This is a genomic window from Marinobacter qingdaonensis, assembly GCF_034555935.1.
In the GTDB taxonomy this organism is placed as follows: Bacteria; Pseudomonadota; Gammaproteobacteria; order Pseudomonadales; family Oleiphilaceae; genus Marinobacter; species Marinobacter qingdaonensis.
Genome location: NZ_JAYDCJ010000003.1, coordinates 1270806 through 1293089, shown reverse-complemented (window position 1 = coordinate 1293089; position 22284 = coordinate 1270806). Strand labels below are relative to the sequence as shown.

The window sequence follows — 22284 nt, the reverse complement described above, 5'->3', positions numbered from 1 at the left end:
CATGTCCAACCGTTAAAAAGGTCAAAACCATGTCTGTTGATCCGAACAACTTGAGCGACGCGGAGAAAACCGAGCATATCCGCAAGACCATTCTGGAGGAGGGGCGGACCCTTCGCCGCCGGCATCCCTGGCTGGAAAAGCACCAAAATCTGATTGGCGCCACCATCATGGCCATCTCGCTGCTTGGGATGATTGCCAGCGGCACACTCTACGTCATGGAGGTCATTCCCTGGTGGGTCTGTGTTCCGGTGACCGCGTTCTTCGCATCGCTGATCCACGAGCTGGAGCACGATCTGATCCACCTGATGTACTTCAAAAACCGGCCCTGGGCCAACGATCTGATGCTGGCGCTGGGGTGGTTGGCCCGGGCCAGTACCATCAGCCCGTTCGTACGACGCAAGCTGCACCTGCACCATCACAAGTTCAGCGGCACCGAGAGTGATCTCGAGGAACGCGGCATCACCAACGGTGAGCGATGGGGCCTTCGTCGTCTGCTGATGACCGGAGACAACATGTTGGCCGTGCTGCTGCGACCCTTCACTATGCAGCATGCAGTGCGCGAGTACATCCGCAGCCAGAAGCCGGCTTCGAAGGGCGATGTGAGGAAGATGAGATGGCAACAACTGCTCGCCTATGCACCGCTTGGCAACCTCTACTACCTTCTGTTCCACTGCTGGGTACTGACGCATCTGGTGCTGTTCACGGCCCAGCTCGCCGGTGTCCCGATTTACCTGTCGGGAGAACTGGCAACAGCACTGGCGGCGCTCGATACCTTTGCCGTGGTATACATGCTGCCGTCTTTCCTGCGCACTTTCTGCCTGCACTTCATCAGCTCCAACATGCACTACTACGGTGATGTCGAGCCGAGGAACATCATGCAGCAATGCCAAGTTCTCAATCCCTGGTGGCTACTGCCGATGCAGCTGTTCTGTTTCAACTTTGGCAGCACACACGCCATCCATCATTTCGCTGTGCGGGAACCCTTTTACATCCGGCAGTGGACCGCGCCGACTGCCCACAGGGTGATGAAAGAGATGGGAGTCCGGTTCAACGATTACGGATCTTTTCTACGGGGAAACAGGTTTCATCGGAACACGCCCGCGGAACGTCACCAAGCCGTTTGATACCTTTAGATTCGACCTAGGATTGAGCGAGTGCATGAAGGCACGATGCGAAAGTAGCCATTGAATTCGGGGGCCGTCGAAGCGGCCCAGCTTGCGCGCTGCGTCACTGACGACTTGAACGGCGGGCTTTCCAGGACGGAATCACCCAGACCATCAACGCGCCAAACGCGACCCCAAGGACACCAATCAGAACGACACGCAGATCGGCGTTGTCCAACAGACCCGCCTGGTACGTCTGCACCGCCTTGAGACCGGCGATCAGCAGCCAGGGCGTAAACAGCACGAGGGCACTCCAGCCCATGAAACGCTGGATCCTCCGACGGTCTTCTTTCACATTGGCCATAAAACACCTCCGCAAAGAATTCCTGCAGAGATACTGCGACCGCCACCGATTGGATCAGACCAATCCGCGCTAACGACTCGACTTGGGCACCAACCCGTCCGGCTTATCCTTGAGCCACTCCACGAAGGTTCTCAACTCCTCCAGCTCCAGCAGTTTGTCCCGGGTATTGAAGTGCAGCCCCAGCTCCAACTCGGACCTGGCCTGGTGGATGGCGTTGTGGCAGGGCCGACACACCCAGAGCGTTCGGGTGATCATGTCGTCCCGCTCGAACAGCTTCTGGAACCGCTTCTTGCGGTGCAGGCGCTTGGGAATCAGGTGGTGGCGGGTCAGCTTGGCGACCCCGCGCAGGCAGAGTTCGCAGCGTTCCGGTTGCGGAGGCAAATGCAGCATGACCAGATAACTCGTGGTTCCGTATCCTCGGTGGTAATCATCAGGGCAGCACAAAGTACCGGTCCAGCAGGTGGGGGTCGTCAAAGTGCCGCCGACCGGTAAAGGATACGGCGTGCCGGCCCCATTGGCGCATTGCGCCCGGAGAGTCCACTCCCGTGGGCCAGAGCAGGAACCGCTCCAGTCGCTCGGTACCGGCAATCAGCCCATCGGATCGATACAACCGGCGGCCGGCCGCAGACCGCCCGCGCAGCCGGTCAAGCGGCTCCAGGCGGTAGGTCCGCGGCTTCCCCAGGCCGGAAATACCGGCGCCCATCGCCCCAGCCTGCACCTCGACCAGATGGTGATCACCCGCCGACAGCGACAGCTCGAGCGGCCCGTCCCCATCCGCCGACACCTCACCCAATACCCAGACCTGTTCCACCACCCGATTCAGTCCCGCCGCCGGGCGCAAGCCGCCGGCCACCAATACCCACTGGTGGTAGCAGCCACAGGGATGGATGCTGTCGTACACCAGCGCCCGGCCACGATCGTCCAGGGTAACCCGCCACACCACCCCATCCAGGGCGCCGGCATAGATGTCTGGCCAGGACTGCGCCGGCCGGGCGGCAAACCAGATCTGATACACCAACTGGGGCTGGATCACCCCACCGACGTAGGCGAACCCCAGGTGCTTGTAGACCACCGGCTCAAGCCCAAATCGCAGACGCCCGTCCAGCCCCCGCCCCGGCGTCCCCGGCTGGTCATGGCGATCGCGGGTATCGATCCGCCATACCGGCGCGTGCCCGTGAAACAACCGCTCCAGGGCCGCTGGCTCAAACACTGGAATACCGAGGCGGTCCCGCTGCCAGGCGGTCGGCGCTTGCCGCTCAGTTTCGGGCGGCCCATAGGACCGCCATCGACCCAGCGCCCGGTAGTGACCGAACTGATCGGCGAGCCCCTGCATGGTAACGGTGGCACGCCAATGGACGATCGGCCGCACCAGAGGGTAGAGACCGGCAATCTGGGCACCGGAGCGGTAGTCATCCGGCACCCGGACCGTCGCTGCCAGCCGCCGCCAGCTCGCCTCGTCTTCGGGCAGTTCCGCGATGGCCTGGGCCGAACAGGCGTGCAGCCCCGCCAGCCACCCGGAGGCATTGGCCGGGCCGCCCTCGCGCTCAAACCACCAGGCTTGCCGGGCTTTGCCATGGGCCCGACTCAGCCAGTCCCGACGCTGTGCCAGAGACAGATCCGCCAGCTCGAAACTGGCCAACAAGCGATCCACCCGCAGGTAGGGAAAACCGGGCGGCGACCAGGCCTGGGCATCCTTGCGGCCCTGGCTTGCGACCTGCAGGTGCCAGCGCTCGAATTGCTGCTCGCAGGCGTCGCTCACCAGGGCGGGTGCGAGCGGCGCCGGACGCGACGCGCAGCCAACCACTGCCGTCAGCGACAGCAAGCCCCAAAGCCACCATCCAATCAGCCGCGTCACCCGCTCTCCCCTTAACCATCCAGCCTTCTCAATGGGAGCCCGCGGCAAGCCATAGGTTCCCGGCCGCTCCGGTTGCCAGGGCCACGATCCCCATTACCCCCCATATGGGGGGAGCAGATTACAAATCGTTCATGCTAGCGTCAGACCGCGTAACACCTATCTTTTCGAAAAGGAGTATTGATGTGAAAAGGAACCACTACCTGGTCCTGGCGGGCGCTTTATCAACCTCTGTTCTGCTGGCGGGGTGCGGCTCATCCAGCAGCAGCGGCTCTGGCTCAACTGAAGGCACCCAAGTCTCGGGTACGGCCACGGCCCCGGCCGGCACCGTCGCCTTTTACGAACCCCGAACCCCGTTCGAGGTAGCCCTGAACTTCCTCGTCCCGTCGGTCGCCGCTGCGATCACCGGGTTGGACCCTATCGAAGGCGCCGATGTAGAGCTCATTCGGGTCGATGACGACGGCAATCAGATCGGCGAGGTGCTCGCACGCACCAGCACCTCCATCACCGGGGACTATCGGTTGACCCTGCCCGAAGGCGTCAACCTGGCGGGCAACCTGGTGGTCCGCATCACCGGCCAGAACAGCACCACGCTGCGAGCGCAGGTGGTGGAACAGGACGTGGACATTTCACCGGTCTCCGAATTCGTGCTCAGGAAATTCATCTCCCAGGGCGCCAAGCTGGATCAACTGGTAGTGACTGACGTGGTCAAACTGGAGGGCCGGGTGGAAGCGTTCGACATCACCCTGTCCGACGCCAACAACCTGGAGCAGGCGTTCGCCGCCCTGGACCAGCAGGTCGGCGATTTCGTCGAGAATCAGGTCGCTGTCGTGGCCGGGGGCGAAGGCGACAGCACCGGCATCGCCGGCAATTATCGCAGTGCCGCTTTCGAGTTTGGCCTGCACGACAACGATGACGGCAGCAATGGCACCTACGCCACCGATCTCTGGATGGCCCAATTCTCCTTCGCCGCTGGCAGCGACGGCGCGGTGACGGTCAACCACACCGAGGAAGACTATGCCTATGGCAGCCTGAACGGCACCGCCCTGAACCAGAGCGGCGTGTACTACGAGGTGGGCGAGGATAGCTTCGACGAAAGCTTCGCGGCCACCTACACCGGGAATGGCATCCTGTCGATTACCGGAGAGTTTGAAGAGGAGATTGATGGCGACTATGGCTGGCGCTTCCCGGCCTTCACCTACAACCTGCAGCAGGTCCCGGACACCGGCCTGTTCTTCCTGCTCGCCAACGAGGCGGCCGTGCGCTATAGCACGGTGGACACCAATGGCGACGGTGAAAAGGACGCGGTCGACCCACAGGCCAAGCAGGGCGATGAAGTCTTCCGCTCACTCGAGGTGTTCAGCCGGACGCCGACCGCGTTTACCGATTCGGACCTGACCGGCACCTTTGGCCGGGTGTTTATCGAAACCTGGATTGAAAGCGGTGTGCTGGAGGTGGAAACCGAGATCAACACCCTGACCTTCCCCGGCGATGGCACCGTTGACTCCGGCGCCGCCACAGGTCACCGGATCGGCCTGGTAGCCGGCTCCACTGAGCCAACCTACACCGCCACCACCAGCCCCGCCGAAAACGATCTCACGATCGTCATCACCGCCGATGGCGACATTACCTCGGTTAGCCCTGCTGGCGCGCAAGAGCCCACGACTACGGACGGCTTCGTCAACGACGACGCCAATTTCCTGGTTTTCGCCGAGTCTGAGGGAACGAGTGGGCAGAACGCCCAGATGAACAAGACCCTGGCGGTGAAGCTGCCGGCTCAGACACCCACGGTGGCCGGCAAAACCTACCGTCTGCTGTTCAACTCCCTGACCCTGGGCAACGGTGAGGAGATGATCATGAACTCGAGCAAGTTCAATACCTTGCTGACCATGGCGTCGAATACCACCGGCTCCATTGATGGCACCTTCTTTGAGGTCATCAAGGCCGGGTTGGGCGGCGACATCGAGGTCAGCACCGAAGAGGTGGCCGATATTGAGGTAGCCGTCAGCCTGGGTGGGTCCGAGCCGACCGACCTGGTGGTCAGTGATGAAGAGGGAACCACGACCCTGGAGGGCTTCTTCAACGAAGACGCGAGCCTGGGCATCTTCAACGTACGCTGGCAGCCGACTGGGCCAGGCAACCCGAATGAACTGGGCCTGGCCATCCTGGTGCAAACCGGCGGTTAAATGCAATCCGGCGCGGGGATCATCCCCGCGCCCTTCTCTGAACCGCCCGCCCCACCTGCCTGCCTGCCTGCCTGCCTGCCTGCAGCGAATCAGACCATCGACGCAAGCTACCTGCCAGCCTGAGCGTCCGCTGGCTGAGCGTTAATGCATCAGGGTATACAGCTTGCGCCGGTAGGTACGTACGTCCGGGTTGTTGTTACCCAGTTTGTCGAACAGCTCGATCAGCGTGGTCTTGGCGGCCTCGTCCTTGTACTTGCTGTCCACCTGCATCAACCGGATCAACAGATCCATGGCCGCGGCGTTGTTTTCACGCAGCACGTGATGCAGGGCTAGCTGATGCAGGGCATTGGGGTCTTTCGGATCCTGCTCCAGCGCCATCTCCAGGTCCTTGATCGGCGGCAGTTCCGCAGACTGCTTGAGAAACTTCACCCGGGCCGCCAGTTGCTTGGCCTGGTGCTGCATTTTCTCCTCCGGTGGCAGGCTGGCCAGCACCTGCTCCGCGGTTTCCAGATCACCCGACTCGGCTTTCAGCTGGGCCAGGTCGATCAGCACCTTCAGGTTTTCCGGGTCCTTCTGGTTCAGCTCAGTCAGGATCGCCGTGGCGCCCTCCACGTCCCCGGCTTCCCAGAGCCGGTGGGCCTTGTCGTAGGGGTCTTCCTGCGGCGCCTCCACGTGCTTGTCCAGCACCTTGCGAATCTCGCCTTCAGGCAGGGCCCCATTGAAACCGTCCACGGCCTGGCCGTTCTTGACCAGGATGATGGTGGGCAGGCTGCGCACGCCCAGACTGGAAGTCAGCTCCTGCTGCTGGTCGGCGTTGACCTTGGCCAGGCGAAAGCCGCCCTGGTACTCGTTGGCGAGCTTTTCCAGCACGGGCATCAGCTGCTTGCAGGGGGCACACCAGTCGGCCCAGACATCCACCAGGATCGGTGTGGTGGCCGAGGCTTCCATCACATCCTGCTGGAAGTTTTCCATGGTGGCTTCAAAAATGTAGGGGGAATCGCTCATGGGTGACACCTGAAATTCGAATGAAACGGGAACTGCCATCATTCATGGGGCCGGATGCCCAAAAATCAAGCAGCTGCGACGATAAGACCAATTCCTTGAAATCACCGTAACTGCCGTTACATAGGCTAGATAGACGTCGCCACGGTCCCGGACGCACCGACACCCGCCGGGCGCCCCGACCATCGTTCCCAAGGATAATTGACCGCATGAATGACGAAAACCGCACCGAGTCGCTTGAGGAATTCGAGGAAGACCTGACCGAATACATCGGTAAGGACGAGCACAGCAAGAGCCTGGCCCTGCCCCAGCAGATGATGCCAACCCGCATGTACGTGCTGCCGGTGTCGAACCGGCCGTTCTTTCCCGCCCAGGTCCAGCCAGTCATGGTCAACCAGGATCCCTGGCAGGAGACCCTGAAACGGGTGGGCGAGACCGACCACCGGGTGCTGGGCATCTGTTTCGTCGAGGAACACGAGGCCGAACAGGGCATCCCCGCCAGCGACCAGCTGGAAATTACCGGCTGCGCGGTGCGGGTGCATCAGGCCCAGCAGGAAGGCGGCAAGGTCCAGTTCATCGCCCAGGGCCTGCAGCGGTTCCGGATTGTGCAGTGGCTGCGGCGCAAGCCACCGTACCTGGTGGAAGTGGAGTACCCGCGGGAACCGGAGGAAGACGCCGACGAACTCAAGGCCTACACCCTGGCCATCATCAGCGCCATCAAGGAACTGCTGCGCACCAACCCGCTCTACGGCGAGGAGGTCAAGCAGTACCTGTCGCGCTTTGGGCCGGACGACAGTTCGCCCCTGGCCGACTTCGGCGCGTCCATGACCAGCGCTCCCGGTGCGGAGCTGCAGGACGTACTGAACACCGTGCCCCTGCTCCGACGCATGGAAAAAGTGCTGCTGCTGATGCGCAAGGAGCAGGAAGTCGCGCGCCTGCAATCGGAAATCAGCGAAGAGGTCAACGCCAAGGTCCAGAAGCACCAGCGGGAGTTTTTCCTGAAGGAACAGCTCAAGGTTATCCAGCGCGAACTGGGCATGGCCAAGGACGACAAGACCGCGGATGTCGAGCGTTTCGAGGAGCGCATGGCCAAACTGGAGCCGCCCGAGGCGGTGCAGGAACGGTTCTGGGACGAGGTCCAGAAGCTGCAGGTGCTGGAACAGGGCTCGCCGGAGTATGGCGTCACCCGCAACTATCTGGACTGGCTGACCCAAGTGCCCTGGGGCATCCACTCCGAGGATCATTTTGACCTGGCCGAAGCCCGTCGCATCCTGGACCGGGATCACGACGGCCTGGACGACGTCAAGGACCGCATCGTCGAGTTCCTGGCGGAAGGCACTTTCAAGGGCGAAGTCAGCGGCTCCATCCTGCTGCTGGTAGGCCCACCCGGGGTCGGCAAGACCTCCATCGGCCACTCGGTGGCCGATGCCCTGGGCCGCAAGTTCTACCGGTTCAGCGTCGGCGGCATGCGCGACGAGGCCGAGATCAAGGGCCACCGGCGCACCTACATCGGGGCCATGCCGGGCAAGTTCGTGCAGGCGTTGAAGGACTCCAAGGTCGCCAACCCGGTGATCATGCTCGACGAAATCGACAAGATTGGTGCCTCGTTCCAGGGCGATCCGGCCTCGGCCCTGCTCGAAACCCTGGACCCGGAACAGAACCGGGAATTCTTGGACCACTACCTGGACGTGCGCATGGACCTGTCCAAGGTCCTGTTCATCTGCACCGCCAACCAGCTGGACACCATTCCCCGGCCGCTGCTGGACCGCATGGATGTGATCCGGCTGTCCGGTTACATCGCCGAGGAAAAGCTGGCCATTGCCAAACACTATCTGCTGCCGCGCCTGCTGAAACGGGCCGGCCTGCTGAAAAAGCAACTCAACATCAGCGATGCCGCCATCAAGCAGGTGATCGAGGGCTACGCCCGGGAAGCCGGCGTCCGCGGCCTGGAAAAGCTGCTGCACAAGATCATCCGCAAGGGCATTGTGAAGCTGCTGGAAAAGCCCGACAGCGCGGTCAAAGTCGGTGTCTCCGATCTCGCCGAGTACCTGGGGCAGCCGGCGTTTCGCAAGGAGAAGTCCCTGAAGGGCATTGGCGTCGTCACCGGGCTGGCCTGGACCGCCATGGGTGGCGCCACGCTCAGCATCGAAGCCTCGCGCATCCACTCAAGCCAGCGCGGCTTCCGGCTGACCGGGCAACTGGGCGAGGTGATGAAGGAATCGGCGGAAATCGCCTACAGCTACGTGTCCTCCAACCTGAAACGGTTCAAGGGCGACCCGACCTTCTTCGACAAGTCGTTCGTGCACCTGCACGTGCCCGAAGGCGCCACCCCCAAGGATGGCCCGAGTGCCGGTGTCACCATGGCCACCGCGCTGCTGTCCATCGCCCGCAAGGAGGCACCGCAGCCGAACATCGCCATGACCGGCGAGCTCACACTGACCGGACAGGTGCTGCCGGTGGGCGGCATTCGCGAGAAGGTGATCGCCGCGCGCCGGCAGAAGATCGCCAACCTGATCCTGCCCGAGGCCAATCGTGGCGATTACGAGGAGCTGCCGGCCTACCTGAAGGACGGGCTGACGGTGAATTTCGCCAAGCACTACAACGACGTTTTTCAGGTCTGCTTCGGCCAGAAACCCCGCAAGGGCTCCAGCGTCCACTGAGCGAAACGCAACAGCCCCTCCGAGGAGGGGCTGTTGGTAAGCCGGCTGGGATCAGCCTTTGGGGTCGGACTTCCAGCCGTCCTCGCGCAGTACCGGTCCGACATGGAGCACCGGCGAGGCGTCGATGTCGTCGGCGTCCATCATGTTCGCGACCCGCTGCAGGGACGCCAGGATCATGGTCTGCTCCCACTCATCCAGGCTCTGGAATTTCTTGATGAAATCCTCCTGCAGGGGGTTCGGTGCCCGGGCCAGGATCTCGGCGCCTTGCTCGGTCAGGTGCGCGTGCACCTTGCGCTTGTCCTGGGTGCTGCGCACCCGGTACACCAGGCTCCGATGTTCCAGACGGTCCAGGATGGTGGTGACCGTGGCCTGACTCAGGCTGACCTTGTCGGCGATGGTACCGATGGTGACCTCACCCAGATCGCGGATGGTGCGCATGATCAGCAGCTGCGGCCCGGTCAGGCCGGCGTGCTTGCTCAACCGCTTGGAATGGAGGTCCGTGGCGCGGATGACCCGCCGCAAGGCCACCAAAACCTGCTCGTAATTGTTCACAGCACTGCTCCGGTTCGCACCCTGCCCACTTTGGGTCTCCGGCTCGGAGGCGTTGGGTGATTTTCGACCCTCGCGCTTGCTACCTGCCATCGGCTTCAGCCCACTCCTTTTCATCTTTTTCTGACACTCGTGGGTGGTGACCACCCACAATTTATTTATACCACTAATAATTAGAGTTCGCTGCAAATCAAATTGCAAGTGGCCACTTTTACCTAGTGCCTGCACCCCACGCCCGATAACCCTCACTCCATGGAGTGATTTTGCCGCTGCGGGCATTTTTTCCAGCGACCACTATGCTAAGGTCTGCAACTTTCCGACACCCCGAAAAACGGAAGCCGTTCAATGCTCAGCCGATACCTGTCCCGGTTCCTGACCGCCCGGTCACCTCGCCGCCACCCTGCCCGCGCCCTGACCTCGTCCCTGGCCGCCTTCGCCCTGGTGGCACTGACGTTCACCGGCCAGGCGACTGCCCAGGGCACGGAGCAGAGCCCCGCCGGCAAGCCGGACGTCACCGCCGACGACGTGGCGGCGGCGCTGGCGGATCTCGAAGAACCCATGTACACGCCCTTTATCGAGCTGTACCTGCTGGAGGAGAGCAAGGCGCTGCGCAAGGAGATGCAGAACACCCGGGCCGAGCTGATCGAGAAGGTGGTGGACAAGGAGCTGTCGGTTGCCGACAAGACCATGTCCTACGCCACCGACACCGTCACCTACTTCTTCTACTTGATTGCTGGCGCCACCTCGATCCTGGTCGTAATCGGCTGGAACTCCATTCGCGACATGCGTAACCAGCTCACCAGCCTGGCCGAGAAACGGGTCAACGAGCTGGTGGTGGAATACGAGAAACGCCTGGAAGCCATCGAAGACCAGCTAAAGCAGAAATCCGACATCATCCACCAGAACCAGGCGGAGATTGAGCGCACCAACGAAGTGCATTCCCTGTGGCTGAAGGCCAGCCAGGAAACCTCCCAGCAGAACAAGATCGCGGCCTACGATCAGATTCTCGACCTGCGCCCGGACGATGTCGAGGCACTCAGCTACAAGGCCGATGCGGTCCTGGAAATGCAGGAGCCGCTCTGGGCCATCAGCCTGTGTCAGCGCGCCCTCAAACTGGCCCCGGACAACGGTCACGCCCACTACCAGCTGGCCTGCGCCTACGCGGAGATCGGGCGCTGGGAGGATGCGGTCGCCACATTGCAAAAAGCGATAGACATTTCAGAGGCATACAGAGACGATGCCTCGGTAGACGTCAGTTTCGAACACCTGCGCGAGCATGAAAGCTTTCGCGCGCTGGTTTTCACCGACCAGAACGACAGCACGGACGCGTGACACCCCTCAGAGCGGCACAGGGTTTGCTTCACAGCTTCTGATGACCGGGACCCCGGAGGCGGCCAGCGCCAGGCTGGCCCAACGGGGCATTTCCGCAGAACTGTGTTCGAGCCCAAACGCCACCCTGGCTCGCTTGACAAGCAGCATGGTGTGGTGTTTGTTTAACTCTCTGAGAACACAAGAATAACCCTGAACCAAACAGGACAGAACCAATGAGAACCTCCGTGAAAAAACTAGCAACCGCTGTCAGCACCTCCATCGCCCTGATGGGCGCCGGCCACGCCGCCGCCGAAATCCAGATTGGTATCGCCGGCCCGATGACTGGCCCTGTCGCCCAGTACGGTGACATGCAGTTCTCCGGTGCCCGCATGGCCATCGAGCAGATCAACGCCAATGGCGGTGTCATGGGTGAACAACTGGTCGGCGTCGAGTACGACGACGTCTGTGACCCCAAGCAGGCCGTCACCGTTGCCAACAACCTGGTGAACGACGGCGTGCGTTTCGTGGTCGGCCACCTGTGCTCGAGCTCCTCCCAGCCGGCGTCCGACATTTACGAGGACGAAGGCATCCTGATGGTGACCCCAGCCTCCACCAGCCCGGAAATCACCGAGCGTGGCTATGAACTGGTGTTCCGCACCATCGGCCTGGACAGCATGCAGGGGCCGGTTGCCGCTAACTACATCGCCAGCCTGAACCCACAGCGTGTGGCCATCGTGCACGACAAGCAGCAGTACGGTGAAGGCATCGCCACCGCCGTGCGTGACACCCTGAAGAACCAGGGCGTGGAAATCGCCATGTTCGAGGGCATCACCGCCGGCGACAAGGACTTCTCGTCCCTGGTCACCAAGCTCAAGCAGGCCAACGTCGACTACGTGTATTACGGCGGCTACCACCCGGAGCTGGGTCTGATCCTGCGTCAGGCGCGCCAGGCTGATCTGGACGCCACCTTCATGGGTCCGGAAGGCGTGGGCAACAAGGACATCAACACCATCGCCGGCGAAGCCGCCGAAGGCCTGCTGGTGACCCTGCCGCCGAGCTTCGACCAGAAAGCCGAAAACCAGGCGCTGGTGAAGGCGTTCGAAGGCAAGGGCGAGGATCCGTCCGGTCCGTTCGTGCTGACCTCCTACGCGGCGGTCCAGCTGATCGCCGACGGTATCGAGAAGGCCGAGTCCACCGACCCGTTCGACGTGGCCGCGGCCCTGCGCAGTGGCGCCTACGAGACGCCGATCGGTACCGTTGAATACGACAAGGCCGGCGACATGAAGTCCTTCGAGTTCGTGGTCTACGAGTGGCATTCAGATGGCAGTAAAACTCCGGTAAACTAAGCCGCCATCGTTAACAAACGGTAATTTTGAGAGCACCTTCTCACCGCGATCCGGGAGAAGGTGTTTTTCTAGGCTCCTGTTGATCCTCCCGCTCCCCTGCTCCGGATAATCCCGTGGCGCGCGTGCGGAAGCGAAGGGAGCGGGCTTTCGGAGTTTTCCAACAATGCAAGACCTCCTGTATTTCTTTCAGCAGCTCATCAACGGGCTGACGATCGGGAGCACCTACGCCCTGATCGCCATCGGCTACACGATGGTTTACGGCATCATCGGCATGATCAACTTTGCCCATGGTGAAATCTACATGATCGGTGCCTACACGGCGCTGATTGCCATTACCGGTCTCGCGACCCTGGGCATCGCCTGGCTGCCACTGATCCTGATTGTCGCCCTGGTGTGCGCCATGATCGTGTCCAGCTCCATGGGCTGGGCCGTGGAACGGGTCGCCTACCGACCGGTGCGGGGCCGGCACCGCCTGATCCCGCTGATCTCTGCCATCGGCATGTCGATCTTCCTGCAGAACTACGTGCACCTGGCCCAGGGTTCCCGCAACATCGGTTTCCCGGCCCTGATCGAAGGCGGCTTCACCTTCGGTTCCGACGGTGCCTTCCAGATGTCCCTGTCCTACATGCAGATCACCATCTTCATCACCACCCTGATCTGCATGACCGTCCTGTCGCTGTTCATCTCCCGCTCCCGCACCGGACGCGCCTGCCGCGCGGTGTCACAGGACCTGGGAATGGCCAACCTGCTGGGCATCGACACCAACCGGATCATTTCCGCCACCTTCGTCATCGGCGCCGCACTGGCGGCGGTCGCCGGCCTGTTGCTGGGCATGTACTACGGCTCGGTGGATCCGCTGTTCGGTTTCATTGCCGGCCTCAAGGCCTTTACCGCAGCGGTTCTGGGTGGCATCGGCAGTATTCCGGGCGCCATGCTGGGCGGGCTGATCCTGGGGGTTTCGGAGAGCATGACCTCCGGCTACCTCAGCGGTGAATACAAGGACGTGGTTTCCTTTGGCCTGCTGATCCTCATTCTGCTGTTCAAACCCACCGGCCTGCTCGGCAAACCGGAGGTTGAGAAGATCTGATGGCTGCTCACAACCTGAAACACGCACTCTTCTGTGCCGTCATTACGCTCGTTATCGCGTACCCCATCCTGGGCTTCAACCTGGAGGCCCAGGGCATCAACGTCACCATCACCGGTGCCGACACCTTCACGCTGCTGAGCGTGGCCGTGGCGGCGGTGGTGGTGTTCCTGTTCCAGCTGTTCCGGGACAGCATCATGGGCAAGGTGGGCGACCTCACCAGCCTGACCGCCGGCAAGCACAAGGAACCCCTGGCCGAGAACAAGCGCGCCAAGATTGAGTCCTGGGTGCTGACCGGCATCGTGGTACTGGCGCTGTTCTGGCCCTTCTTCGTATCCCGGGGCGCAGTCGACCTGGCCACCCTGGTGCTGATCTACATCATGCTGGCCCTGGGCCTGAACGTGGTGGTCGGCCTGGCCGGTCTGCTCGACCTGGGCTACGTGGCCTTCTATGCCGTAGGTGCCTACACCTTCGCCCTGCTGTCCCAGTACCTGGGCGTATCCTTCTGGCTCGCGCTGCCGATCGGCGCCCTGCTGGCGGCCCTGTTCGGCCTGGTGCTCGGCTTTCCGGTACTCCGGCTCCGGGGCGACTACCTGGCCATCGTGACCCTGGGTTTTGGTGAGATCATCCGCATCCTGCTGAACAACTGGACCACCCTGACCGGGGGCCCGAACGGCATCGGCGGCATCCCCGACCCGACCCTGTTCGGCATGGAGTTTGGTCGCCGGGTCAAGGAGGAAGGCAACACCTCGTTCCACGAGACCTTCGGCATCGCTTACAGCGGCGAGCACAAGGTCATCTTCCTGTACCTGATTGCCCTGGTGCTGGCGGTGTTCACCGCCCTGGTCATCCGCCGCTTCATGCGCATGCCGGTGGGCCGGGCCTGGGAAGCCCTGCGGGAAGACGAGATTGCCGCCCGCTCCCTGGGGCTGAGCCGTACCGCGGTCAAGCTTTCGGCGTTCACCATCGGTGCCTTCTTCGCCGGTTTCGCCGGTACCGTGTTTGCCTCCAAGCAGGGCTTCATCAGTCCGGAATCCTTCGTGTTCCTGGAATCGGCCATCATCCTGGCCATCGTGGTGCTCGGCGGCATGGGCTCGCAGATTGGCGTGGTGCTGGCGGCGATTGCCGTGACCATCCTGCCGGAGCTGGCCCGGGAATTCTCCGAATACCGCATGCTGATCTTCGGCGCCGCCATGGTGCTGATGATGGTCTGGCGTCCGCAGGGCCTGATGCCCATGCGCCGTATTCACATCGAACTGAAAAAGCAGGAGTGACGGACGATGCTTGACGTACAGAATCTGTCCATGCGCTTTGGCGGCCTGCTGGCGGTAGACCAGGTGTCTCTGGACGTAAAGGAGCGGGAAATCGTCTCCATCATCGGCCCCAACGGGGCCGGCAAGACCACCGTATTCAACTGCATGAGCGGCTTCTACAAGCCCACCGGTGGCAAGATCCTGTTCGAAGGACAGGAGGTCCAGGGTAAGCCGGACTACAAGATCTCGCGCCTGGGCATGGTGCGCACCTTCCAGCACGTGCGTCTGTTCAACCAGATGACCGTGGTGGAAAACCTGCTGGTTGCCCAGCACCGGCATCTGAACACCAACCTGGTGGCGGGTCTGCTGAAGACCCCCAACTACCGGGAGCGGGAGCAGAAATCCCTGGATCGCGCGGCCTACTGGCTGGAACGGGTTGGCCTGATGGACCTGGCCAACCGGGAAGCGGGTAACCTGGCCTACGGCCAGCAGCGCCGCCTGGAGATTGCCCGGTGCATGGTGACCGAGCCCAAGCTGCTGATGCTGGACGAGCCGGCAGCCGGCCTGAACCCGGCGGAAACCAAGAACCTCAACCAGCTGATTGTCAGCCTGAAAGAGGACTACTGCGTTTCCGTGGTGCTGATTGAGCACGACATGAGCCTGGTGATGGACATTTCCGACCGCATCAACGTCATCAACCAGGGTCGCCCCCTGGCCAGTGGCACGCCGGAGGAAATCCGCCAGAACGACGACGTGATCAAAGCCTACCTGGGCGAGGCCTGAGGAAGAACCATGCTTGTACTAGACAATGTCCACACCCACTACGGCAAGATCGAGGCCCTGCACGGGGTCTCGGTTGAGGTCAAAAAGGGCGAGATCGTGTCGTTGATCGGCGCCAACGGCGCCGGCAAAACCACCCTGCTGATGACCGTCTGCGGCAATCCCCAGGCCAGCTCCGGCCGGGTCATCCTGGAAGGCCGGGACATCACCCGGGAGCCCACCGCGCAGATCATGCGCTCGGGCATTGCCATCGTGCCCGAAGGTCGCCGGATCTTTTCCGGCCTGACCGTGGAGGAGAACCTGCACATGGGTGGGTTCTTCAACACCAAGACCGAGATCCGCAAGAGCCAGGACCATGTGTACGAACTCTTTCCGCGACTGAAAGAGCGCGAGCACCAGCGCGCCGGCACCATGTCCGGCGGCGAGCAGCAGATGCTGGCGATCGGCCGGGCGCTGATGAGCCGACCGAACATGATCATCCTGGACGAGCCTTCCCTGGGCCTGGCGCCCCTGGTGATCAAACAGATCTTCGAGATCATCGGTCAGCTGCGGGACGAGGGCATTACCGTGTTCCTGGTGGAGCAGAATGCCCACCAGGCGCTGAACCTGGCCGACCGCGGCTATGTGCTGGAAACCGGCAAGATCCGGCTCCAGGACACCGGCAAGAACCTGCTGGCCAACCCGGACGTGCAGAACGCCTACCTGGGCGGCTGATGCCACGGTTTTGGCAACCACACCGCCGGCACCCCACTCGGGTGCCGGCTTTTTTTTGCTTTTGGGGCCAGGTCCACAAGATGGCCGATTAGTTTTCCGCCCATTCCCTCCGCCGGCCAACTTTTCGCTTGCGATTCACGGATTTGCACTATACTCACTGGAACGGTCATCCTGTCTCCACACGAATCAGTCAGGGCCGTTCCCGCTAAGCGGCCAGCCCATCCGGGTCGGTACCGCGTTACGCGACGACAGCTAAACCATACAAAGGAGTGGACAATGAAAAAACTGATCGCAGGTGTAATGCTTCTCGGCGCATCTTCCATGGCGTTTGCCCAGCCCGGCTGTGGCGTTGGCGCCATGATCTGGAAAGGACAATCCGGCATTGCGCCTCACGTCCTGGCCGCCACCACCAACGGTACCTTCGGTAACCAGACCTTCGGCATGACCACCGGTACCCTGGGCTGCCAGACCAACGAAGCCGTTCAATCCATGGCCCTGTACATGGACAGCAACATCGACAAGGTTGCCCGTGACATGTCCCGCGGCACTGGCGAGAACCTGGACACCCTGGCCGTTCTGCTGGGTGTAGACGCAGCCGACCGCGACACCTTCCGCCAGGTTCTGCAGGACAACTTCGCCAGCATTTTCCCGAGCTCCGACACCACCTCCGGTGAGGCCGTAGACGCCATCGTCGCGGTGCTCGAGAAGAACGAATCCCTGAGCAAGTACGTCGCCGCGTAACGGCCGCAACGTACAGGGAGGCTCACGCGCCAGGGACGGCGCACCATCCTCGCCGATTCACCCGCAACCCCGGATGTAGCAACGACCCATGGGCCCTTCGTTTTTCCCTGGGCCGGCCGTGTTCTGGCTGGCCCTGTCACTGCCTGTTTATGCCGCCGACGCCCACACCACCGATTCACTGCATCTGGAGCCAGCCTGGCTGACCCTCGGCCACTATCAGCCGGACACCTTTGGCGACGGCCACACCAGCCAGGCCGATGACCCCGACTTTTTCCTGAGCGACCAGGGCAAGCATTCCCCCAAGGCCGAGCTGGACGCCACCCTGGCCGCTATCCAGCGCCCCGGCAGCGGCGACCACCACGCCCAGTGCCGGTTCCCGGCGCGAACCACCTGGCTCGACCAGCAACTGGATCTCGACCTCCCGACGGTCCCCTGCCCCGCCTACCGGGACTGGACCGAGACCCTGAACACCGAAACCGTGACCCTGGTGTTCGCCGCGTCTTACCTCAACAGCCCGTCGTCGATGTTTGGCCACACCTTCCTGCGCCTGGATCCGCCCCAGGAGGATGAGGAGACCAACCTGCTGCTGGCCAACACCATTTCCTACGCCGCCGATGCCGCCGCCCACGACAGCGAAATCCTGTTTGCCTACAAGGGCATCTTCGGGGGGTACCCGGGCATCACCACCGTGCAGCCCTATTACGAGAAAATCCGGCTGTACTCGGACATTGAGCACCGGGACCTGTGGGAGTACCGACTCAATCTGAGCCAACCGGAAGTGGACCTGCTCCTGGCTCACGCCTGGGAAATCCGCGACCACAACTTTGATTACTACTTCTTCGACGAGAACTGCGCCTACCGGCTGCTGGCCCTGATCGACGTCGCCCGTCCGGGCACCGACCTGCTGGCGGAAGTGAGCACTCACGCCATCCCCTCCGACACCGTGCGCTGGGTGGTCGACAAGAATCTGGTCAGCGAGGTGTATTACCGCCCGTCCGCGGCCACCTCGGTGGCCTACAGCCTCGACTCCCTGACCGAAGAGCAGCAGACCCTGGCCGCGGCCATGGCCAACGGCTACGTCGCCCCCAGCGACCCCGAACTGCAACAACTGTCCGCCCGGCAGCGGGCCAGTGTACTGGACGCCACCTACGACTATGTCCGTTACCAGAGCGAAGCCGATGGCTGGCCTCGAGAGCTGGCCGCACCCTTGTCCCACGACCTGCTGGTCGCCCGCAGCGGCATTGAAGCGGCGCCCGCTCCGGAAACACCGCCGCAACCGGCGATCCGCGACGATCAGGGCCACGACACCTTTCGCGCCAGCGTCAGCGCCGGCCAGCTGGCGCACCGGGAATTCACCCAACTGACCCTGCGCCCGGCGTACCACGACGTGCTGGACCCGCCGGCCGGCTACCGACCCGGCGCCCAATTGCAGTTCCTGCGCCTAGACGCCCGCTACTACACCGACAACGACGAACTGCAACTCGAACAACTGATCGGCGTGGAAATACGCTCCCTGAGCCCCCGTGACCAATTCTTCTCGCCGTTGTCGTGGCAGGTGGGATTTGGTGGACGCCGGACCGACACCGGCGACCGACGGGTGCTGACGCCCTACCTGGAAGGTGGTGCCGGCGGCAGCTGGCTGCTGGGCCAGCAACTGCAGGCCTTCGCCATCGCCACCGCCGACCTGGAAATCGACGACGACCTGCATCGCGGCTACGACGCCGCCCCGGGCGCCGACCTGGGTCTGTTGCACCAGGGCACTCGGTTCAGTCTGCTTGCGGGCGCCAAGACCAAGGCCTGGATTGTCAGCAACCAACACCGCCAGGACCAGGTCTATATTAAAGGCAACTGGCACCTCGGCCGGGACTTCAGCCTGTTCGCCGAATTCACCCGGGAAGACCACTACGACAGGTACCAAAGCACATGGCAAGCCGGAATCCACGCCTACTTCTGACCACCCTCGGCAATCGCGCCACCGGGTTACTGGCCCTGCTGGCCACCACCATGCTGAGCGGCTGCTCGTCCGTGTTCTTCTTTCCGGACAAGGTGACCTACATCACCCCGGACCGACTGAACCTCGACTACGAAGACGTCTACCTGGACACCGCCGACGGCGAGACCCTGCACGGCTGGTGGCTGCCCGCCCAACATCCCGACGGCAAGGCCCGCGGCACCGTGTATTTCCTGCACGGCAACGCCCAGAACATCAGCAGCCACATCCTGAACGTGGCCTGGCTGCCGGCGGAGGGCTACAACGTGTTCACCCTCGATTACCGCGGCTACGGCAAATCCACCGGCGCCCCGGACATCGAAGGCGCCCTGCACGACGCCGAGATCGGACTGCGCTGGCTCTCGGAACACCCTCAGGTGAGAGACGACCGAGTGTTCATCCTGGGGCAAAGCCTGGGTGGGGCCCTGGGCATTCCCCTGGCCAGCGAATGGGTAAAACGCAGCGAGGAACCGCCATTAGCGGGGGTCGTTGTCGATGGCACCTTCACCGGTTTCCGGGGAATTGCCCGCGAAAAACTCGGCAGTGTATGGCTGACCTGGCTATTGCAGGCACCACTGAGCTGGACCATCACCGACGAGTACGAAGCCATCGACCGCATCGACACCATCAGCCCGGTGCCGGTCATGGTGATTCACAGTGTTCGGGACGGAATCATCCCCTTTCACCATGGGAAAAAGCTGTATAAGGCCGCTGAGGAGCCTAAGCGATTCCTCCAGACCGATACACCGCACGCCTCAACATTCGTGATTCCTGCCTACAAACAGAAATTTCTGGATTTCCTCTTTGACGCCACTGAACAGCTGTGAGCGGCTGTTGAGGGCTAGTTTTCAAAACTGTTGAGGGCCAAGGACGGCCCGAAACAAGCGCACATGGATGTGCTCGTAGCGTGTTTTGAAAACTAGCCCTCAACAGTCGCCTCCACCGAAACCAGAGAGACAGAAAAAGAAAAACCCGCCAATCCAACGGAAAGGCGGGTTTCTCAGAACCGACTAGCGGTCAGCTATCAGGCAGAAAAGTCAGTCGGCTGCTCGCCTTCCTGAACTTCCTTCATGGACAGCTTAACGCGACCACGGTTGTCCACATCCAGCACCTTGACCAGAACTTCCTGACCTTCGCTCAGCTCGTCAGTCACGTTCTCGATGCGACGCTCGGAGATCTGGGAGATGTGCACCAGACCATCCTTGCCCGGCAGGATGTTAACGAAAGCACCAAAGTCCACGATGCGCTCAACGCGGCCCTTGTAGATCGCGCCCACTTCGATTTCCGCGGTGATTTCCTTCACCCGGTTAACCGCCGCCTGGGCGGCTTCCTGGTTGTCGGCGTAGATCTTCACGTTGCCGTCGTCGTCCAGATCGATGGAGGCACCGGTCTCGTCGCAGATGGAACGGATGGTGGCGCCACCCTTACCAATCACGTCACGGATCTTGTCCGGGTTGATCTTGATGGTGGTGATGCTCGGTGCACGCGCGGACAGCTCCGAACGGGACTCGGCAATCACTTTGTTCATCTCGCCCAGGATATGCAGACGTGCTTCCTGAGCCTGCTCCAGAGCCAGCTCCATGATCTCGTCGGTGATACCGTTGATCTTGATGTCCATCTGCAGAGCAGTCACACCGTCTTTGGTACCGGCAACCTTGAAGTCCATGTCGCCCAGGTGGTCCTCGTCACCCAGGATGTCGGTCAGAACGGCAAACTTGTCGCCTTCCTTGACCAGACCCATGGCGATACCGGCAACCGGCGCCTTCAGCGGCACACCCGCGTCCATCAGGGCCAGGCTCGAACCACAGACTGAGGCCATGGAGCTGGAACCGTTGGATTCGGTGATCTCGGACACCGCACGGATGGTGTACGGGAACTCGTCGATGGTCGGCATAACCGCGGCGATACCGCGCTTGGCCAGACGACCGTGACCGATCTCACGACGACCGGGGCTGCCCATACGGCCCGCTTCGCCCACGGAGTAGGGAGGGAAGTTGTAGTGGAACAGGAACGGGTCCTTACGCTCGCCTTCCAGGGCGTCGATGATCTGCATATCACGAGCAGTACCCAGGGTGGTCGTTACGATGGCCTGAGTTTCACCACGGGTGAACAGAGCGGAACCGTGAGTGCTCGGCAAAACGCCCACTTCGATTTCGATCGGACGCACGGTCTTGTTGTCACGGCCATCAATACGCGGCTTGCCGTCGATAACCTGCTGACGAACAACCGACTTCTCGATCTTGCCGAAGTACTTCTTGACCTCGTCACCGGAAGGCTGGCCTTCCTCTTCGCCCGCAAACTTCTCAACCGCGGCGGTCTTGATCTCACCCAGACGCGCGTAGCGGTCCATCTTGTCACGGATGCTGTAGGCTTCTTCGATGGCACCGGCGAACTCGGCCTTGATGGCGTTCAGCAGCTCGGTGTTCTCGGCTTCCGGGGTCCAGTCCCAGCGCGGCTTGCCAATCTCAGCAGCGAATTCCTTGATGGCGTTAACCGCAACCTGCATTTCCTGGTGCGCGAACAGCACACCACCCAGCATCTGGTCTTCGGTCAGGCCCTTGGCCTCGGACTCTACCATCAGCACCGCGTCTTCGGTGCCAGCGACCACCATGTCCAGCAGCGAGGTTTCCAGCTCTTCGAAGGTCGGGTTCAGGAAGTAACCGCGCTCGTTGGTGAAGGCCACGCGGGATGCACCGATGGGGCCGTCGAACGGAATACCGGAAATCGACAGAGCCGCAGAAGCCGCCAGCATCGCGGCGATGTCCGGATCCTGGGTCTTGTTGGCGGACATGACAGTCAGCACGACCTGGACTTCGTTCATGTAACCGTTCGGGAACAGCGGACGAATCGGACGGTCGATCAGGCGGGAAGTCAGGGTTTCCTTCTCGGACGGACGACCTTCACGCTTGAAGAAGCCACCCGGGATCTTGCCCACGGCGTAGGTCTTCTCGGTGTAGTTTACGGTCAGCGGGAAAAAGCCCTGACCCGGCTTCGGCTCCTTGGCACCCACCACGGTACCCAGCACGGATACGTCGTCGATGGTGACCAGAACGGCGCCGGTGGCCTGACGGGCAATGCGACCGGTTTCCAGAGTGACGGTCTTGCCGCCCAGCTCAAAGGTTTTCTTTACAGGTTTCAGATCCACAAAAAACTCCTGATAACTCAGTGCCTGATTGATGCAACCGCGCGCCCATGCGCCCGGTTGTGGTCTGCAGGTGACTGTGTGATCCGAAAGGTAACCCGTCTGAAAGCTAACAGGCTGTTGCAAAACCCCGGCAGTGGCATGGGCATTCACTCAATGACCCACCCGGGCTTTTCAACAACCTGCTATCAATTTCGGCTTTCCATG

At 62.0% G+C, this 22284-nt stretch carries 18 protein-coding genes; 12 read left to right on the top strand and 6 right to left on the bottom strand.

Going from position 1 to position 22284, the window contains the following annotated elements; genetic code table 11:
* The first annotated feature begins 29 nt into the window (after positions 1-29).
* On the top strand, positions 30-1124 hold the full coding sequence (locus U5822_RS09060; protein ID WP_322855302.1) for a fatty acid desaturase: 1095 nt from the start codon (positions 30-32) through the stop codon (positions 1122-1124).
* Between the two features lie 103 nt (positions 1125-1227).
* On the opposite strand, the gene U5822_RS09055 is transcribed toward U5822_RS09060, so the two are convergent.
* The 3 genes from U5822_RS09055 to U5822_RS09045 form a co-directional block, all read right to left on the bottom strand.
* Positions 1228-1467, bottom strand: coding sequence for a hypothetical protein (locus tag U5822_RS09055; RefSeq protein WP_322855301.1), 240 nt, complete (start codon positions 1465-1467; stop codon positions 1228-1230).
* A gap of 69 nt (positions 1468-1536) precedes the next feature.
* Positions 1537-1857 (bottom strand): hypothetical protein, encoded by a 321-nt coding sequence (locus tag U5822_RS09050; RefSeq protein ID WP_322855300.1) that lies wholly within the window; start codon positions 1855-1857, stop codon positions 1537-1539.
* Between the two features lie 40 nt (positions 1858-1897).
* Positions 1898-3322: a hypothetical protein gene (locus U5822_RS09045; protein ID WP_322855299.1), complete on the bottom strand. Its 1425-nt coding sequence runs from the start codon at positions 3320-3322 to the stop codon at positions 1898-1900.
* Between the two features lie 182 nt (positions 3323-3504).
* Here U5822_RS09045 and U5822_RS09040 point away from each other — a divergent pair, with 182 nt between their 5' ends.
* On the top strand, positions 3505-5505 hold the full coding sequence (locus U5822_RS09040) for a hypothetical protein (protein WP_322855298.1): 2001 nt from the start codon (positions 3505-3507) through the stop codon (positions 5503-5505).
* Between the two features lie 141 nt (positions 5506-5646).
* Here U5822_RS09040 and trxA read toward each other — a convergent pair whose 3' ends face one another.
* A complete protein-coding gene (trxA, locus tag U5822_RS09035; protein ID WP_322855297.1) occupies positions 5647-6510 on the bottom strand; it encodes a thioredoxin in 864 nt (287 codons plus the stop codon).
* A 206-nt stretch (positions 6511-6716) separates the two neighbouring features.
* On the opposite strand from trxA, the gene lon reads away from it, so the two are divergent.
* Positions 6717-9167: an endopeptidase La gene (lon, locus tag U5822_RS09030; RefSeq protein ID WP_322855296.1), complete on the top strand. Its 2451-nt coding sequence runs from the start codon at positions 6717-6719 to the stop codon at positions 9165-9167.
* Between the two features lie 51 nt (positions 9168-9218).
* Here the strand turns inward: lon and U5822_RS09025 are convergent, their stop codons facing one another.
* A complete protein-coding gene (locus tag U5822_RS09025; protein ID WP_322855295.1) occupies positions 9219-9719 on the bottom strand; it encodes a MarR family winged helix-turn-helix transcriptional regulator in 501 nt (166 codons plus the stop codon).
* A 342-nt stretch (positions 9720-10061) separates the two neighbouring features.
* Here U5822_RS09025 and U5822_RS09020 point away from each other — a divergent pair, with 342 nt between their 5' ends.
* The 9 genes from U5822_RS09020 to U5822_RS08980 all read left to right on the top strand — a co-directional run bounded on the left by U5822_RS09020 (position 10062) and on the right by U5822_RS08980 (position 19762).
* Positions 10062-11048 (top strand): tetratricopeptide repeat protein, encoded by a 987-nt coding sequence (locus tag U5822_RS09020; protein WP_322855294.1) that lies wholly within the window; start codon positions 10062-10064, stop codon positions 11046-11048.
* A gap of 212 nt (positions 11049-11260) precedes the next feature.
* On the top strand, positions 11261-12373 hold the full coding sequence (locus U5822_RS09015; RefSeq protein WP_322855293.1) for a branched-chain amino acid ABC transporter substrate-binding protein: 1113 nt from the start codon (positions 11261-11263) through the stop codon (positions 12371-12373).
* 163 nt (positions 12374-12536) lie between these two features.
* Positions 12537-13460 carry a high-affinity branched-chain amino acid ABC transporter permease LivH gene (gene livH, locus U5822_RS09010; RefSeq protein WP_322855292.1) on the top strand — a complete coding sequence of 308 codons (924 nt, stop codon included), beginning with the start codon at positions 12537-12539 and terminating at the stop codon, positions 13458-13460.
* The gene (locus tag U5822_RS09005) at positions 13460-14731 is read left to right on the top strand and encodes a high-affinity branched-chain amino acid ABC transporter permease LivM (protein ID WP_322855291.1); all 1272 of its coding nucleotides are present in this window, start codon (positions 13460-13462) and stop codon (positions 14729-14731) included. The genes livH and U5822_RS09005 overlap by 1 nt, the downstream gene beginning before the upstream one ends.
* A 6-nt stretch (positions 14732-14737) precedes the next feature.
* The gene (gene livG, locus U5822_RS09000) at positions 14738-15493 is read left to right on the top strand and encodes a high-affinity branched-chain amino acid ABC transporter ATP-binding protein LivG (RefSeq protein WP_322855290.1); all 756 of its coding nucleotides are present in this window, start codon (positions 14738-14740) and stop codon (positions 15491-15493) included.
* A gap of 9 nt (positions 15494-15502) precedes the next feature.
* Positions 15503-16204, top strand: coding sequence for an ABC transporter ATP-binding protein (locus U5822_RS08995; protein WP_322855289.1), 702 nt, complete (start codon positions 15503-15505; stop codon positions 16202-16204).
* A gap of 276 nt (positions 16205-16480) precedes the next feature.
* On the top strand, positions 16481-16945 hold the full coding sequence (locus U5822_RS08990; protein ID WP_322855288.1) for a DUF3015 domain-containing protein: 465 nt from the start codon (positions 16481-16483) through the stop codon (positions 16943-16945).
* 88 nt (positions 16946-17033) lie between these two features.
* Positions 17034-18899, top strand: a complete 1866-nt coding sequence (locus U5822_RS08985) for an Lnb N-terminal periplasmic domain-containing protein (protein ID WP_322855287.1) — start codon at positions 17034-17036, stop codon at positions 18897-18899.
* Positions 18869-19762 (top strand): alpha/beta hydrolase, encoded by an 894-nt coding sequence (locus U5822_RS08980; protein ID WP_322855286.1) that lies wholly within the window; start codon positions 18869-18871, stop codon positions 19760-19762. The genes U5822_RS08985 and U5822_RS08980 overlap by 31 nt, the downstream gene beginning before the upstream one ends.
* Positions 19763-19959: 197 nt before the next feature.
* Here U5822_RS08980 and pnp read toward each other — a convergent pair whose 3' ends face one another.
* On the bottom strand, positions 19960-22074 hold the full coding sequence (gene pnp, locus U5822_RS08975) for a polyribonucleotide nucleotidyltransferase (RefSeq protein WP_322856905.1): 2115 nt from the start codon (positions 22072-22074) through the stop codon (positions 19960-19962).
* Positions 22075-22284 lie beyond the last annotated feature (210 nt).

Coding starts and splice junctions, on each gene's coding strand:
- U5822_RS09060 (WP_322855302.1), top strand. CDS start 30: ATGTCTGTTGATCCGAACAACTTGAGCGACGCGGAGAAAACCGAGCAT.
- U5822_RS09055 (WP_322855301.1), bottom strand. CDS start 1,467: ATGGCCAATGTGAAAGAAGACCGTCGGAGGATCCAGCGTTTCATGGGC.
- U5822_RS09050 (WP_322855300.1), bottom strand. CDS start 1,857: ATGCTGCATTTGCCTCCGCAACCGGAACGCTGCGAACTCTGCCTGCGC.
- trxA (WP_322855297.1), bottom strand. CDS start 6,510: ATGAGCGATTCCCCCTACATTTTTGAAGCCACCATGGAAAACTTCCAG.
- lon (WP_322855296.1), top strand. CDS start 6,717: ATGAATGACGAAAACCGCACCGAGTCGCTTGAGGAATTCGAGGAAGAC.
- U5822_RS09020 (WP_322855294.1), top strand. CDS start 10,062: ATGCTCAGCCGATACCTGTCCCGGTTCCTGACCGCCCGGTCACCTCGC.
- U5822_RS09015 (WP_322855293.1), top strand. CDS start 11,261: ATGAGAACCTCCGTGAAAAAACTAGCAACCGCTGTCAGCACCTCCATC.
- livH (WP_322855292.1), top strand. CDS start 12,537: ATGCAAGACCTCCTGTATTTCTTTCAGCAGCTCATCAACGGGCTGACG.
- U5822_RS09005 (WP_322855291.1), top strand. CDS start 13,460: ATGGCTGCTCACAACCTGAAACACGCACTCTTCTGTGCCGTCATTACG.
- livG (WP_322855290.1), top strand. CDS start 14,738: ATGCTTGACGTACAGAATCTGTCCATGCGCTTTGGCGGCCTGCTGGCG.
- U5822_RS08995 (WP_322855289.1), top strand. CDS start 15,503: ATGCTTGTACTAGACAATGTCCACACCCACTACGGCAAGATCGAGGCC.
- U5822_RS08990 (WP_322855288.1), top strand. CDS start 16,481: ATGAAAAAACTGATCGCAGGTGTAATGCTTCTCGGCGCATCTTCCATG.
- U5822_RS08985 (WP_322855287.1), top strand. CDS start 17,034: ATGGGCCCTTCGTTTTTCCCTGGGCCGGCCGTGTTCTGGCTGGCCCTG.
- U5822_RS08980 (WP_322855286.1), top strand. CDS start 18,869: ATGGCAAGCCGGAATCCACGCCTACTTCTGACCACCCTCGGCAATCGC.